Here is a 15,742-nt window from a genome sequence, read left to right on the forward strand (position 1 = left end):
TGCTGAAAAGAGACCTGAATGTCAGCAGCTTTTTCTTTATAATGGAAGGAAAGGAGGAGAAATCGTGCATCTCTTAGAACGGCAAAAGACACCATCAATGAAAAAAGGAATTCGGCAGATTGATCCGGCATATCCAGTGTTTGTAGATGCGGTCATGGATGGTTTTATTCAAGGAAATCTTTATGTAGATAATGAAGCGCATCCGCTTGTTTATTTTCTCGAAGCTTCATGCGGCATTTATTATGTGTCAGGAAGGAGTGAAGCGGAGCTGTTACGCTGCTCAGCCTTCATTGTGGATGTGTACGAAAGGCAGAAAAGACAAAACGGCCGATTCACCTTATTTTCAGCAAATCCATTAACAGATGCAATGATGAAAAAATGTCTTGGGTTACATCTGAATGAAATGGAAAGACATGCGTACGTTTATTCACAGGCATATTCTCATGCCACTCAGCCTCATCCAGGCTATAGAGTAGAGCGGACAAATGAGCAGGTGATGACTGCAAGCAGTGCTTTCCCTCCTAGCTATTACGAAGCCTATTGGGGAGAAACAGCTCGTTTTCTATCAAAGGGAATCGGGATTGCCATTTTAAATGGAGAGAACGTGGTAAGTGAATGCGTCTCTATTTTTTCAAGTATGGATCGTGCGGAGATAGATATTTGGACAGATGAGTCTTATCGCGGAAAAGGTTTAGCGCTGCTGTCAGCTCAGCATATGATCAGCATCTGTCTTGAAAAAAAGAGGACACCGCATTGGGATTGCGATGTCCATCACCTAGCTTCAATCAAACTGGCAGAGAAGTTAGGCTTTCAGAGGCTCAAAACCTATCGATTGTTTTATGGTTCAAGATGAGAAGGTTTTGAGATACCAAGCATCCATTGCAGAATGCTCAGAGCCTTCAAGCGGTTCTGAAAGAAGAGAAAAGCCATATCGCTGATAAAGGCCTATAGCTGCTGTTAATTCCCGGCGGGTTTCTAAATAACAGGCTTCGTAGTATGTAGAGGCATACTCCAGCGCCGTATCCATCAGTTTTTTGCCCGCACCTTTTCCTTGTGCTTTTGGACTTAAATAAAGTTTTTGTAATTCACATACTCCATTTTTAAATGGAGCAATCCCTATACCGCCCACAATCTCACTCTGCTCTTCAGCAATCCAATAGGCTGCATGAGTCAATGATTGATAGTATTCGAAAAGCTGGTCAAGTTGGGGATCAGTGTAGGCTGTTCCTTCAATCGCTAGATTCGCTGATTCTAGTGACTGGCGGATAATCGCTGCGATATACGGGTTGTCTTTTTGCTCAATGGGTCTAATGTTCATTTGAAGTACCTCCATTGTTATGGGTTAGGAGTTGATATCACATGTTCTGGCTGCAAACCGCCTTTTTTACGATCGTTGTCTTGTGTCTCTCATGGTGGGCAGGGAAAAGACGCCGGCAGCGCCATGCGGGGTTCATTGTCCCAATATGCTTGATTTTATTTGGTTTGGTTTTATTGATTGTTAGTTTTTTTATTGGCAGATGGGAAGGCATGGTGCTTAGTCTAGCGAGTATCTCTATCGTTCTCTCTTCCATCATTTGTTTAATCATCGTCACTGGGATTCAATTTTTTAAAAAAGATGACCCTTCTTAAGCAGGAGCATCTGTATTCATCATGTTTTTATATTCTTCACGAAGGATGCCCATGATGATGACATCTGAGTATGTACCGTTAAAATAGAGCGCTTGGCGTCTTTTTCCTTCGTATTGAAATCCGGCTTTCTCATAGCTTCGAAAAGCCCTTGGATTGTGGGAAAAGACTTCAAGCTCAAGACGGTTGAGTTCTAATGTGTCAAAGGCAAATGCTTGAACCATCCGAACAGCTTCAGTGCCATAGCCTTTTTGAAAATGCTCTGGCCCGTGAAGCGCAATGCGGAAGCTTGCCGTATGATTGATTGGATCAATGTCCACAATCGCCGCATCTCCAATCATCTCTTTCGTGTCTAGCAGACAAATGGCGAAATCTCGTCTGCTGTCATCTTGCAAAAAGCGGGTATAGGCGGAGCGAATTTCTTCTAGTGTGAACGTTTTGCGTGTGCCAGTCATATAAAGTGTTTCTGCATGCTGGCATCCTCTTTGAATACCAGGATAATCTTGCTCTTCAATCGGTCTCAAAAATATACGAGTCATGACGGATCACCCTCCTCTATATATCGAGAGATTTCAATTAAATTCAGATCAGGATCACGGATATAAACAGATTCAATTGGACCTAATGTACCTGTGCGTCTGACCGGCCCCTCTTCAATGGGGACCACTTGCTTCCGGAGGTGCAACAGCAAACTGTCCATGTCTAAATCGGTGATAAAGCACAAATCATGAGATCCAGGAAGAGGATGAGCTGCTTTTGGCTCAAATTCATGACCAGCTTCATGAAGGTTGATCTTCTGTAAACCAAAACGAAGCGCTTTACGGCCTTCACCAAAAGTTTCTTCCTTCATCCCTAATACGTTTGTATAAAAACGAATGGTGTCCTCCATATGTTGTACAGTCAACACGATATGATCAAGTCGTCGTATCATCAGTCTCTCCTCCAAGTATGATCATTGATTGAACTGACTCTATTATATCATCACCTGAAGAGGATACCTTATTTAATCACGGTTTTATAGCTCCAGCTTTCCAAGGACATTTCCTTTCCGTGCAGTACCCTTTCATCAAACTCCATCCAGCCATTTTTTCGGTAGAAATGACGATTGGCCTCGTTGTGTGTCATCAGTGTAAACAGTCCGCCGCCTTGCCGGGCGATAAAGGGAAAAAGGCATTGCTTTAACATGTGGCTTCCGAGTTTTTTTCCTTGCTGGTCTTTTGCCACGACAAGTGCTTCTAAATACCAGTAAGGCTGCTTTAAGGAAGAACATGCCTTTTTCGCCTCCTTTAACACACGGAACACATGCTGAACCGCCGATATACCGCCAATGAAGAGCAGCTTTAACCCACCTGATAACACATAATCCATGACGCTTGGTTCAGGAAGACGCGGATGCTTTAAAAGGGCAGCAGACACAATGTTCTCGTTTTCAACCCCGACCAAACAGATTTGATGCTGAAAATACACCTTTGTATTGACCAAATGCAGCTGACGAGCGAAAGCAGACCGGTTTGAGACCTTTTCACATAATAGGTCAAAAAATGAATAGTCCTGAAACGAATCATCTAACAACTCTGCCACTTGAGGCAGTTCATCCTCTCTAGCAAGTCTAAAATGAAACATATAATGGTCCTCCTTTACTGAACACATATAGATTATTGAACATGTGTTGAGTATAATAAGAAGTAAACCAATCGAACATCGGCAATGGATGAGATCCTGTTCATAAATAGACATTTGGCGCCTGATTGTTCAACAATGGAGGGGATGTCATGAAGGACAGACGAACAATCAAAACAAAAAGAGCCATTCGGGAAAGTTTCCTTGAGCTGTTAAAGGAAAAGGAAGTGCAGCAGATTACGGTATCAGAGCTATCAAGGAAAGCGGATTTAGGCAGGGGAACCTTTTATTTGCACTATCAAGATGTGTTTGATTTATATGAACAGCTTGAGAAAGAACTATTCGATCAGCTCGGAGGGTTATATGATGAAACCTTTCCAAGTCAGAATCCTCTTGATATGCTTTCCTTTTTAAACAAAACGACGGAGTACTTGAAAGAGAATCAATATATGTTGACGTTATTTGTAAAACCAAATGGTCCAACGACAAACCAATTCAAAGCATTTTTCAAAGAAAAAATCATGAAAGAGTGGCAGCTTGATCAGCGGCCGATTACAGAGAATGAGCAAATAGAGGCCTCTTTTGTCGTGTCTGGTGTCGTGGGTGTACTCGAGGAATGGATTCACGAAGAAATGACCATTGATGCCGGCAAGCTCGCGCATAAATTATACGAGCTTCTCCTCAAGGTGGAACAGGAATCGTAAAAAGTTATGTAGCCTTTGTCTTTCCTTTTTGATAAAATAGAATATATGTTCTTATTTGAAGTAAGGGAGTGGTGGGAGTGAGTGAGAAAAGGAAGCTGCTTTTTTATGGGGCGATGAGTATCGATGGATATTTAGCGAGAGAGGATCACCGGCTCGATTGGCTGATAGGGACAGAGGGCGAAGAAGAAACGAGCTATGACACCTTTTATGCGTCAGTCGATACACTGATCATGGGGCGCAATACATATGAACAAGTTCTTCAGCTGTCACCAGATGGGTTTCCTTATGAAGGAAAGACTTGTTATATCATGTCACGTACATTACAAGACAGTCTGGAAGGAACTCATATCATTCGCGAAGATGTCTTATCATTTGTGAAAAAATTAAAGAATGAAACAGGCCGGAATATTTGGATTGTCGGCGGCGGGGGACTGCTTCAATCTTTCATAAAAGAAAGATTGGTTGATGAGCTTTTTCTTCAAATCGTACCTGTCATCATTGGAAGAGGAATTCCTCTCTTTTCGCCGGCGGATCTGGAATCCAAGTTTTCATTACAGGAAGTAAATCAATATAAACAAATTGCTGAAATGCATTTTATCTTAAAAGAAGAGGATCACTGAACCAAGGTGGTCTTTTTTTTATGAAATAAACTCGTTGACAAGAAAATATCCTAGTGTTAGGATAAATTTATCCTAGTTTTAGGATTTCTTGAAAAAGGAGTAGTTGCCATGGTGCAGCATGATCATGAATTAGATTTAAGGCTATTCCGCGTGTGGATGAAAGCCTATCAAGCCCTTTTTACAAATATCCAAAAAGACATTGAACGTTATGATATCGGATTTGAAAACTTTCAGATCCTTGAATTGCTCTACAGTAAAGGGCCTCAGCCTGTTCAAAAAATTAGCGATATCCTCTCAATCCCAAGTGGAAGCATGACATATGTCGTGAACAAACTAGAAAAACAAGAACTGGTGAAAAGGCAATGTGCGCCTTCAGATAAGCGGGTATTTCATGTATGGCTGACGGAAAAAGGGAAGCAATTGTTTGACGATATTTTCCCTAAACACACAGAGGTCATTTCGCAAAATCTAGCCTTTATTGAAAAAGAAGAAAAAGAGCAGCTCATTGAATTACTGAAAAAAATCGGTTTAGGTGCAAAACAACTTCGCGAAAAGGGGAAACAAGATGACACTCAGCTTTGATACGTTGGTACGTGAAAGACGATCCGCATCAAATTTTTTGCCTAATATCTCGATTTCGAGAGAAGAGCTTAACAGCATATTTGAAGAGGTCAAGCTGGCACCATCCGCTTTTAACTTGCAGCATACACAATATGTTGTCGTCCAAACAGAAGAGCTGAAAGAACAAGTAAGAGAAGCGGCATTTGGACAATATAAAGTGCACTCTGCTTCAGCAGCGATCATCGTACTCGGAGATCCAAAAGCTTATGAGCACGCAGGGAACATATATGAAGGCCTAAAAATGCTAGGCATTATCAATGCGCAGCAATATGAAGAAATGGTCAGAGAGACCATGAGCTTTTATGTGCAGAGAGGAGCCGATTTCCAGAAGGAAGAGGCGATCCGCAATGCTTCCTTATCTGCCATGCTGTTTATGCTTGCCGCTAAAAATAAAGGCTGGGATACTTGCCCGATGATCGGTTTTGATCCCGAAGCAATGAAAAAGGTATTAAACATTCAATCAGATTTGGTTCCTGTGTTAATGATTACACTCGGAAAAGAAAAAGTAGAGAGCAGACAAGCGAGAGGCTATAGAAAGCCAGTTTCTGAATTTGTGACATATTTATAAGACAGGGGGTTCCCATCATGGAACTAGGAATTAGTACATTTGTTGAAACAACACCCGATTTTCAAACAGGAAATACAGTCAGTCACGCACAGCGTATTCGAGAAGTAGTAGAAGAAATTATTTTAGCAGATCAAGTCGGTCTTGATGTATTTGGCGTAGGTGAGCATCACCGTGAGGATTTCGCCGCTTCGAATCCAGCTGTCGTCTTAGCGGCTGCAGCCACACAAACAAAAAATATTCGTCTGACAAGTGCAGTGACAGTTCTTTCATCAGCAGATCCTGTTCGTGTATTTCAGGATTTTGCAACGCTGGATGGACTATCAAACGGACGTGCAGAAATTATGGCAGGCCGTGGTTCATTTATTGAATCATTCCCGCTCTTTGGCTATGACCTGGATGACTATGAAGAATTATTTGAAGAAAAGCTTGATTTGCTGTTGAAATTACAGCAGTCAGAGCGTGTAACATGGAGCGGAAAGCATCGCCCGTCCATTCAGGATGTTGGGGTGTACCCAAGACCTGTTCAAGATCCGCTTCCAATCTGGATCGGCAGTGGAGGAAACCGTGAATCTGTCGTACGTGCTGGATTACTAGGGTTACCACTTGTACTTGCCATCATTGGCGGAAGTCCTAGACAGTTCGCACCGCTCGTTCAGCTGTACAAGCAAGCGGCAGTGCACGCTGGACATGACCCTGAGAAATTAACTGTAGCATCACATTCTCATGGATTTGTTGCGGCAGAAACAGACCTGGCAGCAGATCAATTCTTCCCATCTACACAGCATGTGATGAACACATTAGCGAGAGAGCGCGGCTGGGGACCTTATACTCGTTCTACGTTTGATGCAGCGAGAACTTTAGAAGGCGCGCTGTATGTAGGAGATCCAGATACAGTGGCAGAGAAAGTCATTCACCTTAGAAAAAATGTAGGCATCACACGTTTTATGCTTCATGTACCGGTTGGTTCAATGCCGCATGATCAAGTGCTGAAAGCCATTGAGCTATTTGGAAAAGAAGTGGCTCCTAAAGTAAGAGAAGAGGTTGCCCGCTGGGAAGCAGAGCAAAAATAAATAAAAAGGCCGATCAAGAGAATAGGCTTGATCGGCCTTTTCTTATGCTTAAGGATCAGTGATACATGGTTTTACTGTAGGGCATTTGGCAGCAGAAGCAAATGGTGTGATCGCCAAGGAGAAGAGCAAAACAAGTTGAAAACAGATGAGCCATTTTTTCATGAAATCACCTCCGTTCACAATTGTTTCACTAGATTGAGGTGAGGATAAATGCATAGAAGTATGTAACGCACTCTATCCAGCATAAGACAATGATATCATAATTTTCTAAAAAATGAAAAAATAAACTTACAAAAGTTCTAAATTATGGTATAGTTTATACGTTCAACAAAAAAGGGAGGGATTTTTTTGTGAAAAAGGTCATGTCTTCTGTTTTGGTTGGAGCAATTGTCTTAACTGGTGCTGGGGTCACAACTGCTCCAGTGGAAGCAAAGGAGCAAACAAACAGTGAAGTAACGGCTCAGGCCAGTCGAACTGTTTCAGTAACAAGAACATATACGACATCAAACATCCCAGAAAGTATTGTATATGCAGAGGATGGCTGGGTAGGGATTTTAAAACAAACCTCTATTGAAGAATTAGGATTAGGAAAATATAGAGTCACATTTACTGGAACAGTGGTACGCGATCCGGGATTTAATTAAATAAAACGCAAAGCTGACGGGTGGACAAGCCTGTCAGCTTTTTTCATGAGGATAATAAAGAATCATTTGCATCCGTACCATTTGTTCTCCGGTTTGTTTATACGTGTGCGTCCGGTCCGCTTTAAAACGAATAGAGTCTCCGGCTTTTAAGGTGTATTGTTCATCACCAATGGATAAATCAAGGACTCCCTCAAAAACAGTGATCAATTCCTCTGTTCCCCCAATGTGTTCACTCGCACGAAGCGACCCGCCTCGATCAATTTCCACTCGGTACATTTCAAATTTCCCCCGGTCATCGAAAGGGAAAGTCGTGTATACACGATATTTTCCATCATCTTCAGTTAAAACCTGTGCATCTTCCTTGCGTACTACCTTGATTTCAGGCTGTGGTGAGTGAATGAGCTCACTAAAAGATACCTTTAATCCGTTGGCGATTTTCCACAAAGTCGTGATGGTAGGGGTCGATTCTCCTCTTTCAATTTGTCCAATCATCGTCTTGCTGACACCAGTTAATTCTGCCATCTTTTCGAGGCTTAATTTTTTTTGATCTCTCAGAAGCCTCACATTTTTAGAAATAATCGATTGTACGTCTTCCATGAAAAAAGCTCCTTTCTCTATTTACTTTATAAAGACCGAAAGTTACAATAAAACGTAATGTACGCAATAAAGTAATTAAAGTCTAAATAACGTATAAGGGAGGCGGCATTTTGATTGTATCCATGTTGATCTATGCTTTTGTTAGCAGCTTTACCCCAGGGCCCAACAACATCATGGCCATGGTCTTTACGAATAAATATGGGGTCAAGCAAACATTTCGATTTTGTTTAGGTGTAGGTATCGGATTTCTCGTCATTTTGTGTTTGAGCTGCTTCTTTAATCTCATCCTTTATCAAGTGATGCCGAAAATAGGATGGGTCATGGCGTTCATCGGAGCTGCATACATGATTTATTTAGCGGTCAAAATCATGAAAAGTAAAGGCGGGGATGACGAAACACTTGATCGCTACAATCATTTTATCCCTGGTATGATGCTGCAATTTATCAACCCAAAAGCGATTTTGTATGGATTGACTGTGATTTCAACATTTGTTTTGCCATATGGACAATCTAATATGCAGTATGTCATATGGACGCTGATTCTCGCACTCATTGGCTTTCTCGGTACATTCAGCTGGAGCTTATTTGGCTCTTTGTATAAGCGATTTTTGACTGCTTACGAAAAACCGTTCCAGTATGTGATGGGGCTGCTTCTGATATACAGTGCGATTTCGATGATATGGGGCTATGTGATGTAAGTAGTCAGGAGCTTGGCCGCTGTCTGCCCATCACAACAGTATCATAATATAATCCGTCACTCAGCCGTTTATCGTTTTTTAATATGCCTTCAATCAAAAAGCCGTGGTTCTCATATAACCGAATGGCTTTTTTGTTCGTTTCCAGCACTTGAAGTGACATCTTCTGAATACCCTGCTGATCTGCCCAGTCGATTGAAGCGGCTAAAAGCTCTTTCCCGATATGATAGCCCCAAGCATCTTTCTGGATGGCGACGCCAAATGTCACTTTATGAGCAGAGCGCTTGAGTGAATGGCCCTCGCATCTTGAAAAACCGACAATTTTTCCTTCAATAGCAGCGACCAAAAATAAATGCCGGCTTTGCTTGCTATCCTCTTGAATCAAAGCCTCAAATGCTTTTTCATCAAGAAAGGCTTCGCCCGGTTCACGGTCTAAATATTCTGTTTCACCATCGATTTTCAGTCTGAGAGCTGATAACTGCTTGGCATCAGCCGCTGAAGCGGACCGAATATGATAGGTCAACCCACGAATTGTGAATATCTTTTCAGAGACGATCATGAAATAGAACACCAACCCTTCTTCTAATGTCTATCATACCTGAAACGTGTACATCGCACACTCAGATGTTTTGTATCTTTCAAAAAGGCTAAATGAATAGTATCAAACGTGGAGGTGGAACAAATGAGTAAAGAAAAAGGACATATGGATAAAGCGAAAGGAAAAACAAATCAAGTCAAAGGTCAAGTCAAAGAAAAGCTTGGTGAAGCAACCGATCATCAAAACTTGAAAGCAGAAGGGAAAAAGGATCAAGCAAAAGGAAAGCTTCAAGATAAAAAAGGGGATGTCAAAAATAAGCTGAACGAGTAGAACCGAAACAAGTGCGTTGCTTCATGTATTCCTCATCACATGTCTTTCATCAAAAAAATGAATAGATGTGTGAAAAGAATTGATTATACGTTCTCACGATCATCATGTAGACTTGAGAGAGAAGACATAATCAAGGGAGATGGATGAAATGGAGCACGTGTGGGGAAAAGTTGACGAGTATATCACAGACAAGTTGATTCCTAAAGATGATGTATTGGAGCAAACCCTTACTCATAATAAGCAAGCGGGTCTGCCAGAAATTGATGTGTCACCAGCCCAAGGGAAAATGCTTTATTTATTAGCAAAAACGAAGAATGCAAAGCGCATTTTAGAAATCGGGACACTCGGTGGATACAGTACTATTTGGCTGGCCCGTGCTCTTGAAGAGGATGGGGAACTCATCACATTGGAGGCTGTCAGCCATCATGTACAGATCGCACAGCAAAACATCAGCAGAGCGGGCTTATCAGAACGGGTGAGCATTTTGGAAGGAAAGGCATTAGATACGTTATCTCAGTTAAAAGAGAAGGCTGCGCTTCCATTCGATTTCATTTTCATTGATGCAGATAAACCGAACAATCCGAAATATCTGAAGTGGGCGTTACATTTCTCGAAAAAGGGAACAGTCATTATTGCAGACAATGTCGTCAGAAATGGTGCAGTCCTTCATGACTCTGATGAGGATGAACGAGTACAAGGAACTCGTGAATTTTTCGATTTACTCAAACAAGAGCCGAGAATAGAGGCAACAGCGATTCAAACTGTTGGGGAAAAAGGTTATGATGGATTTGTATACGGAATCGTCAAATGAAACAAAGCTTAACCACATGTGGTTAAGCTTTTTCTTTTAGAAAAACCATCTAGCAGTGCCCATCAGCATGACGCCGACAAGAACAGTAAGTGACAGGCTTTTTGTCCAAACAGCAATGAGTACAGTAGGAGTCAAGACAGCAAGATACATCCAGTGAATGGTGACGCCTGTGCCTGTTGATGTATGGATGAAGAGATGCTCTGCAATCAAAGCTGTAAAGATACAAATAGGAATAAACGATAACCATTTCAGCACCACTTCAGGCAGCTGAATACTCCGTACAAATATAAAGGGTACGACTCTCGGAATGACGGTGACGATCATACAACCAACAATGAGCCATAACATAAAGCTGCTAATCATTTATCTGTCACCACCCCAATAGTTGCGACAAGTACAGTTGCTATGAGAACAGCCACATGTGATGGAACAAAATGAAGCAGAACAAACATAGCAATGACCATATACAACACAAGCGACAGGCGATGAGTTAACTTATTTTTGGGTACTGTCTGTAACGAAAGGACTAACAGTGCAGCAAACATCGCTGATAAAGCAAAATCAAGACCAAGTGCTTCAGGATTTGAAATCCAATGTCCAAAAATGCCGCCAAGTATGCAGGCCGCAATCCAGCATAAATACGCCGTTAAGTTCAGTCCGTGCATCCACCTGTTATTCAGCTTTCCTTGCTGCGCTAATTTATTTATCGCTACACCGAAGGATTCATCAGTCAGCAATAGACCGAATCCTATATTTTGTTTCACAGAGTAGCGTGTGAAATGAGGAGCAAGCGTCAGGCTGAGCAATAAATGCCGCAGATTGACAATAAATGTGGTGAAAATAATAGCGGAAAGGGGACTCCCTGTCACAAGCAGTGCACAGATAATAAACTGTGAAGCACCTGCGTAAATAAAAATCGATAAAAGTGCAATGTCCCATATACTTAACTGTGCGCTAATTCCAACAATTCCGAAGGCAAACCCAATACTCATATAACCGAGCAGGGTTGGCACACAATCTTTTATTCCCTCGAGAAACGGTTCATGTTCCGTGCTGGGAATGTGTTTCCTCGCTTCAATATCCAACGTCCTCTACTCCTTTTCTCCGTGGCCACCTATAGTTTTACTTACTATATGAAAACGAATTCAGCATGTCAATACCCGTTTATCTTCTATTATATGAAGAAAAATGGTGACAAAAAAGGATTGAAGTCAACCAGAATTTGTTATAAAGTAGTCTGAAAATAAAAATAAATGAGGTGACGACAATGCTATGGAAGCCTTTATTTGAACATGATGTACCAAACACCCTCCGTCCATAACGGAGAGTGATCTCCGTTTGTGGATATGGCGATCAATATATCCAGTAACGGAGGGGAAAAGATGAAGGAAAAATATATAGGCGCCCTTTACCTAGCAATCGCTGCAAGTATTTGGGGCGGCATGTACGTTGTTGTCAAAGTAACAGTAGCGGTGGTTCCGCCGCTTGAGCTAGTATGGATGAGATATGCTGTAGCAGGAATTGTGCTGGTATGCACCATTTGGCGCTTAGGCTATTCCTTTCGATTAGATAAAAAAGATATCCCGCTTGTTGTCATGATCGGATTGATCGGAAATTTCCTATCAATTGTGACCCAAGAAATTGGCACCATGTATACGTCGGCACAAATGGGGGCTGTGATTACATCTGCGACCCCTGCTTTTATGGTGCTGTTTGCGTTCTTTCTATTAAAAGAAGCCATGACTGTTCGAAAGTGCGCATCCATCCTGCTTGCGACAGCAGGTGTATGGCTCATGATTGGACCAGTCGCAGTGCAAACAGATGAATTTGTTGGCGGTCTTTCATTAGTTTTCGCTGCTTTAACTTGGGCACTGATGTCTGTTTTGCTGAAACGAGTTCCAGGAAAATACCCTCAAGTCGTGACGACCACATATGCGATCATCATTGCATTCATTGTCTTAACACCAGCTGTTTTATTTCGCCTACCTCATCTAGATGTGGAGCAGATGGCAAGGCCAGAGATTTGGGGCGGCATTCTCTATCTAGGCATCATCTCAACAGCTCTAGCATTCTTTTTGTGGAATAGAGGGCTTCAATTGATGGATGCCTCGAGCGGCGGTCTGTTCTTTTTCTTTCAACCGATCGTAGGGGCAGCTCTCGGTTGGCTGCTTTTAGGTGAAGAGATGGGGATACGCTCATTCATTGGGATTCTATGTATCTTTGCAGGAGTCTATACTGTACTGCGTCAAAAGGAATAAGAGGAGATGTCCCTTATAAAAGGGGCATTTTCTTTAAAATGGACAGGGAAGAGAGTAGAGGTTGGGGGGAAGCAGAATGATACAATTTCCGCATTTGCAAAAAGGACAAACAATTGGCGTTACAGCACCTTCCTCAGGTGTACAGCCATCTTGGCATGACATGTTTCAGCTTTCATGTGAACGAATGAAACATAGAGGATACGATGTCATATGTGGAGAGACGGTCTGGCAGCAGGAAAAGGCAAAATCTGCGCCTGCGATAGAACGAGCAAACGAACTTCAGTACATGATGACATGTGAGGAGATTGATCACATCATCCCGCCATGGGGAGGACAGCTGCTTATGGAAGTGTTAGAGCACCTTGATTTCTCATCCATGCAAAAAAAGTGGATTCTAGGATACTCAGATACGAGTGCACTCCTGCTGGCGTTGACATTAAAAACAGGCATTGCTACAGCGCATGGGCCGAACTTAGTAGATCTTCAGGGAGAAGAACTTGATCAAACGACTGTCATGTGGGAAGAAGTACTTTCAACAAAAGGCGAAATGGACATAAGTCAGTTTTCTTCATCTATGTATCAAAAGGAATGGAAGCGTGACGATCCGATTAAACATGTCTTTCATTTAACAGAATCGACCTCATGGCATACGATTGATCAACAAGAAAAGACAGTAAAGGGAAGACTGCTGGGTGGCTGCATTGATGTCATACGTCATTTAGCAGGGACACCTTATGGGGACGTCAAAACTTTTCAGAAAATATTCATAAAAGATGAACCAATTCTCTGGTATTTCGAAAACTGTGAATTAAATGCTGCAAGCGTGAAGAGATCACTTGTTCAATTAAAACTAGCAGGGTGGTTTGATCACTGTTCAGGTATGATGTTTGGGAGAAGTGCAGTAGATGTGCCTGTTGAAGGGTATCAGTATCAGGATGTATATGAAGAATTACAAAAGGAACTACAAATCCCCATTTTTTACGATATAGATTGTGGGCATGTCCCGCCGCAAATGACGCTGATTAATGGGGCATATGCAGAAGTGCAGCTGCAACCTCAAGGAAAAGCCGTACTAAAGCAAACATTTTTAGCATAAAAAAGGAAAGGGTGAACCCTTTCCTTCATATAACATTACATCCCTTTTGTTTCTTCACCAGCTTTAGGAACTTCCCACGCTGACTCACGGAATACTTTTTCCCATTTAGATACGACAATACATGCTACGGCATGCCCTGGAACATTCACGCCTGTTCGTGCCATATCCATAATTCGGTCAACACCGGCTATGATGGCGACGCCTTCTGCTGGAAGACCGACTGCATGAGCGGTTGCCAAAAGAACAACGAGTGAACCGGATGGCACAGCTGCAATACCTTTACTCGTTAATACAAGAACCAGCATCATCAAAAGCTGCTGTGACAGACTCATGTCTACACCAAACGCTTGTGCAAGGAATACACAGGCAACCGATAAATATAAACTTGATCCATCGCAATTGAGAGAAAGACCAGATGGAATCACGAAGGAAACGATTCTTTTTGGACACCCGTATTTCTCCATTCGTTCCATCAATTGAGGAAGGACAGTTTCAGTGCTCGTAGTAGAGAAGGCAACAAGGAACAAATCCCAAATCATTTTTAATACTTCGAAGTAGTTAAAACGGAAGATCAGTGCGACCAGAGGGAATAAAGCAAAGAGAATAATGAATAATCCTAAAAATACAGTCCCGACAAGCTTCATCATTGGGATTAATAAAACAATGCCATATTGGCCGACAGAAGCAGCCATTAATGCAAGAACCCCAATAGGTGCTGTCACCATCACCATCTGTGTGAGCTTAAACATGATTTGTGCCACTGATTCAAAGAAGGTGAGAACAGGAGCAGAAGCTTTACCGATGCCGCTTGCCGCTACACCAAATAAGATGGCGAAGAAAATGACAGCAAGTAAATCATTCTGAGCCATAACATCGACGATATTGGTTGGAATGATATCTAATACCATTTGTTTAAAGTCAACGACCTTCTCAGTATAACCATCTAATTCCCCAATATCTTTCTTAGCTAATTTAGAGAAATCGAGGCCAACCCCAGGCTTTAGCCCGTTTGCCAATAATAATCCGATCCCAAGAACGATGGTTGTGATGACCTCAAACCAAATGATCGTCTTTAATCCAAGGCTGCCCATTTTCTTCATGCCGCCGCTGCCGGCTGCACCAATTACAATGGTTGAGAAAACGATTGGAACAACGATCATTTTAATCAGCCTGATGAATCCATCTCCAATTGGCCTGAGTGCCATTCCGAAGTCAGGGAAGAAATGGCCGATAAGAGCTCCTATCACCAAAGCGATCATGATTTGAAAAGCGATAAACTTTTTCATCATCTCCTACCTCCTTTAAATGTCTGGAAAAGTATTAAGAATTTTCCAATAAATAAAAATTCTATGTGGCCATTTTTTGTCCTCCTTTGTATTTAGAAAGATTTTATTTAAGAATCATTGGAATTATGAAGAAAGAGAAGAAAATAGGGCTATTACATGTCTATTGATCTAAGAAAAAATCAATTTTAAAAAACATGAAACTTTTTTAGAAAAATGTATTGACCCTTTTATGTGATTCATGGTATATTTTTATTCGTCGCTGATGACGTATTTGAAACGCAGACGTTCACACACATGCGGCAAACAAATTTTAAAAAGATGTTGACTTAAGAAAAACGATATGTTAAGATAATTAAGTCGCCTGATTAAGCGCCCGTAGCTCAATTGGATAGAGCGTTTGACTACGGATCAAAAGGTTAGGGGTTCGACTCCTCTCGGGCGCGCCAATACAAACCACGCGGGTGTAGTTTAGTGGTAAAACCTCAGCCTTCCAAGCTGATGTCGTGAGTTCGATTCTCATCACCCGCTCCATTTTGAACATGATCTTTGAAAACTAAACAAGACAAAACGTACCTGTTAATTCGAGTTTTTATAAAAAAATCCTATGAAACTTCATAGGTAGTCAGTCAAACTGGCGAAAAGCAAAACTTCGGTTTTG

Annotated in this window: 22 protein-coding genes and 2 tRNA genes; 15 read left to right on the plus strand and 9 right to left on the minus strand. The window is 41.8% G+C overall.

What is annotated here, in order from left to right; genetic code table 11:
• Positions 1 to 64 precede the first annotated feature (64 nt).
• Positions 65 to 853 (plus strand): GNAT family N-acetyltransferase, encoded by a 789-nt coding sequence (locus tag MHH65_RS02775; RefSeq protein ID WP_098677654.1) that lies wholly within the window; start codon positions 65 to 67, stop codon positions 851 to 853.
• Here MHH65_RS02775 and MHH65_RS02780 read toward each other — a convergent pair.
• Positions 845 to 1,318, minus strand: a complete 474-nt coding sequence (locus MHH65_RS02780; RefSeq protein WP_098677653.1) for a GNAT family N-acetyltransferase — start codon at positions 1,316 to 1,318, stop codon at positions 845 to 847. The two genes, MHH65_RS02775 and MHH65_RS02780, sit on opposite strands and share 9 nt — an antisense overlap.
• 41 nt (positions 1,319 to 1,359) lie before the next feature.
• Here MHH65_RS02780 and MHH65_RS02785 point away from each other — a divergent pair, with 41 nt between their 5' ends.
• The gene (locus MHH65_RS02785) at positions 1,360 to 1,629 is read left to right on the plus strand and encodes a YesK-like family protein (protein WP_024425418.1); all 270 of its coding nucleotides are present in this window, start codon (positions 1,360 to 1,362) and stop codon (positions 1,627 to 1,629) included.
• Here MHH65_RS02785 and MHH65_RS02790 read toward each other — a convergent pair.
• From MHH65_RS02790 to MHH65_RS02800, 3 genes are all read right to left on the minus strand, one after another.
• Positions 1,626 to 2,165: a GNAT family protein gene (locus MHH65_RS02790; protein WP_024427798.1), complete on the minus strand. Its 540-nt coding sequence runs from the start codon at positions 2,163 to 2,165 to the stop codon at positions 1,626 to 1,628. The genes MHH65_RS02785 and MHH65_RS02790 overlap by 4 nt on opposite strands.
• Positions 2,162 to 2,557, minus strand: a complete 396-nt coding sequence (locus MHH65_RS02795; protein ID WP_024425420.1) for a VOC family protein — start codon at positions 2,555 to 2,557, stop codon at positions 2,162 to 2,164. Before MHH65_RS02795 ends, MHH65_RS02790 begins: the two co-directional genes overlap by 4 nt.
• 68 nt (positions 2,558 to 2,625) lie before the next feature.
• Positions 2,626 to 3,249 (minus strand): GNAT family N-acetyltransferase, encoded by a 624-nt coding sequence (locus tag MHH65_RS02800; RefSeq protein WP_024427797.1) that lies wholly within the window; start codon positions 3,247 to 3,249, stop codon positions 2,626 to 2,628.
• A 149-nt stretch (positions 3,250 to 3,398) separates the two neighbouring features.
• Between MHH65_RS02800 and MHH65_RS02805 the strand changes: the two genes are divergently transcribed.
• From MHH65_RS02805 to MHH65_RS02830, 6 genes are all read left to right on the plus strand, one after another.
• Positions 3,399 to 3,950, plus strand: coding sequence for a TetR/AcrR family transcriptional regulator (locus tag MHH65_RS02805; protein WP_081124034.1), 552 nt, complete (start codon positions 3,399 to 3,401; stop codon positions 3,948 to 3,950).
• A 77-nt stretch (positions 3,951 to 4,027) separates the two neighbouring features.
• Complete coding sequence (locus MHH65_RS02810; RefSeq protein WP_098677652.1) at positions 4,028 to 4,570, plus strand: dihydrofolate reductase family protein; 543 nt, start codon at positions 4,028 to 4,030, stop codon at positions 4,568 to 4,570.
• Positions 4,571 to 4,678: 108 nt separating this feature from the next.
• Positions 4,679 to 5,152, plus strand: coding sequence for a MarR family transcriptional regulator (locus MHH65_RS02815; RefSeq protein WP_025093552.1), 474 nt, complete (start codon positions 4,679 to 4,681; stop codon positions 5,150 to 5,152).
• Complete coding sequence (locus tag MHH65_RS02820) at positions 5,136 to 5,759, plus strand: nitroreductase family protein (RefSeq protein ID WP_024425425.1); 624 nt, start codon at positions 5,136 to 5,138, stop codon at positions 5,757 to 5,759. The genes MHH65_RS02815 and MHH65_RS02820 overlap by 17 nt, the downstream gene beginning before the upstream one ends.
• Positions 5,760 to 5,776: 17 nt before the next feature.
• Positions 5,777 to 6,829 (plus strand): LLM class flavin-dependent oxidoreductase, encoded by a 1,053-nt coding sequence (locus MHH65_RS02825; protein WP_098677651.1) that lies wholly within the window; start codon positions 5,777 to 5,779, stop codon positions 6,827 to 6,829.
• A gap of 350 nt (positions 6,830 to 7,179) precedes the next feature.
• On the plus strand, positions 7,180 to 7,473 hold the full coding sequence (locus MHH65_RS02830; RefSeq protein ID WP_025093551.1) for a hypothetical protein: 294 nt from the start codon (positions 7,180 to 7,182) through the stop codon (positions 7,471 to 7,473).
• 33 nt (positions 7,474 to 7,506) lie between these two features.
• On the opposite strand, the gene MHH65_RS02835 is transcribed toward MHH65_RS02830, so the two are convergent.
• Entirely contained in the window at positions 7,507 to 8,070 is a 564-nt protein-coding gene (locus MHH65_RS02835) for an XRE family transcriptional regulator (RefSeq protein ID WP_034622704.1), read from the minus strand.
• Positions 8,071 to 8,180: 110 nt separating this feature from the next.
• Between MHH65_RS02835 and MHH65_RS02840 the strand changes: the two genes are divergently transcribed.
• A complete protein-coding gene (locus MHH65_RS02840; RefSeq protein WP_024425429.1) occupies positions 8,181 to 8,768 on the plus strand; it encodes a LysE family transporter in 588 nt (195 codons plus the stop codon).
• Between the two features lie 4 nt (positions 8,769 to 8,772).
• On the opposite strand, the gene MHH65_RS02845 is transcribed toward MHH65_RS02840, so the two are convergent.
• Positions 8,773 to 9,324, minus strand: coding sequence for a GNAT family N-acetyltransferase (locus MHH65_RS02845; protein ID WP_098677670.1), 552 nt, complete (start codon positions 9,322 to 9,324; stop codon positions 8,773 to 8,775).
• A 123-nt stretch (positions 9,325 to 9,447) separates the two neighbouring features.
• On the opposite strand from MHH65_RS02845, the gene MHH65_RS02850 reads away from it, so the two are divergent.
• Together MHH65_RS02850 and MHH65_RS02855 are read left to right on the plus strand one after the other, a co-directional pair.
• Positions 9,448 to 9,633 carry a CsbD family protein gene (locus MHH65_RS02850; RefSeq protein WP_024427790.1) on the plus strand — a complete coding sequence of 62 codons (186 nt, stop codon included), beginning with the start codon at positions 9,448 to 9,450 and terminating at the stop codon, positions 9,631 to 9,633.
• A gap of 148 nt (positions 9,634 to 9,781) precedes the next feature.
• Positions 9,782 to 10,444 carry an O-methyltransferase gene (locus MHH65_RS02855; RefSeq protein WP_024425432.1) on the plus strand — a complete coding sequence of 221 codons (663 nt, stop codon included), beginning with the start codon at positions 9,782 to 9,784 and terminating at the stop codon, positions 10,442 to 10,444.
• A gap of 36 nt (positions 10,445 to 10,480) precedes the next feature.
• On the opposite strand, the gene MHH65_RS02860 is transcribed toward MHH65_RS02855, so the two are convergent.
• Both MHH65_RS02860 and MHH65_RS02865 read right to left on the minus strand, forming a co-directional pair.
• Complete coding sequence (locus tag MHH65_RS02860; RefSeq protein WP_075610950.1) at positions 10,481 to 10,807, minus strand: AzlD domain-containing protein; 327 nt, start codon at positions 10,805 to 10,807, stop codon at positions 10,481 to 10,483.
• Entirely contained in the window at positions 10,804 to 11,529 is a 726-nt protein-coding gene (locus MHH65_RS02865) for an AzlC family ABC transporter permease (protein ID WP_024427788.1), read from the minus strand. Before MHH65_RS02865 ends, MHH65_RS02860 begins: the two co-directional genes overlap by 4 nt.
• A gap of 297 nt (positions 11,530 to 11,826) precedes the next feature.
• On the opposite strand from MHH65_RS02865, the gene MHH65_RS02870 reads away from it, so the two are divergent.
• Together MHH65_RS02870 and MHH65_RS02875 are read left to right on the plus strand one after the other, a co-directional pair.
• Entirely contained in the window at positions 11,827 to 12,702 is an 876-nt protein-coding gene (locus MHH65_RS02870; RefSeq protein ID WP_122631427.1) for a DMT family transporter, read from the plus strand.
• 76 nt (positions 12,703 to 12,778) lie between these two features.
• The gene (locus tag MHH65_RS02875) at positions 12,779 to 13,798 is read left to right on the plus strand and encodes a S66 peptidase family protein (protein ID WP_268414456.1); all 1,020 of its coding nucleotides are present in this window, start codon (positions 12,779 to 12,781) and stop codon (positions 13,796 to 13,798) included.
• A gap of 35 nt (positions 13,799 to 13,833) precedes the next feature.
• Here MHH65_RS02875 and gltP read toward each other — a convergent pair whose 3' ends face one another.
• Positions 13,834 to 15,084, minus strand: a complete 1,251-nt coding sequence (gltP, locus tag MHH65_RS02880; protein ID WP_024425437.1) for a glutamate-aspartate/proton symporter GltP — start codon at positions 15,082 to 15,084, stop codon at positions 13,834 to 13,836.
• Between the two features lie 369 nt (positions 15,085 to 15,453).
• Between gltP and MHH65_RS02885 the strand changes: the two genes are divergently transcribed.
• Together MHH65_RS02885 and MHH65_RS02890 are read left to right on the plus strand one after the other, a co-directional pair.
• A tRNA-Arg gene (locus MHH65_RS02885) sits at positions 15,454 to 15,530 on the plus strand.
• A gap of 11 nt (positions 15,531 to 15,541) precedes the next feature.
• Positions 15,542 to 15,615, plus strand: a tRNA-Gly gene (locus MHH65_RS02890).
• The last annotated feature ends 127 nt before the right edge of the window (positions 15,616 to 15,742 follow it).

The organism is Bacillus sp. FSL L8-0654, assembly GCF_038629965.1.
Classification (GTDB): Bacteria; Bacillota; Bacilli; order Bacillales; family Bacillaceae; genus Bacillus; species Bacillus safensis.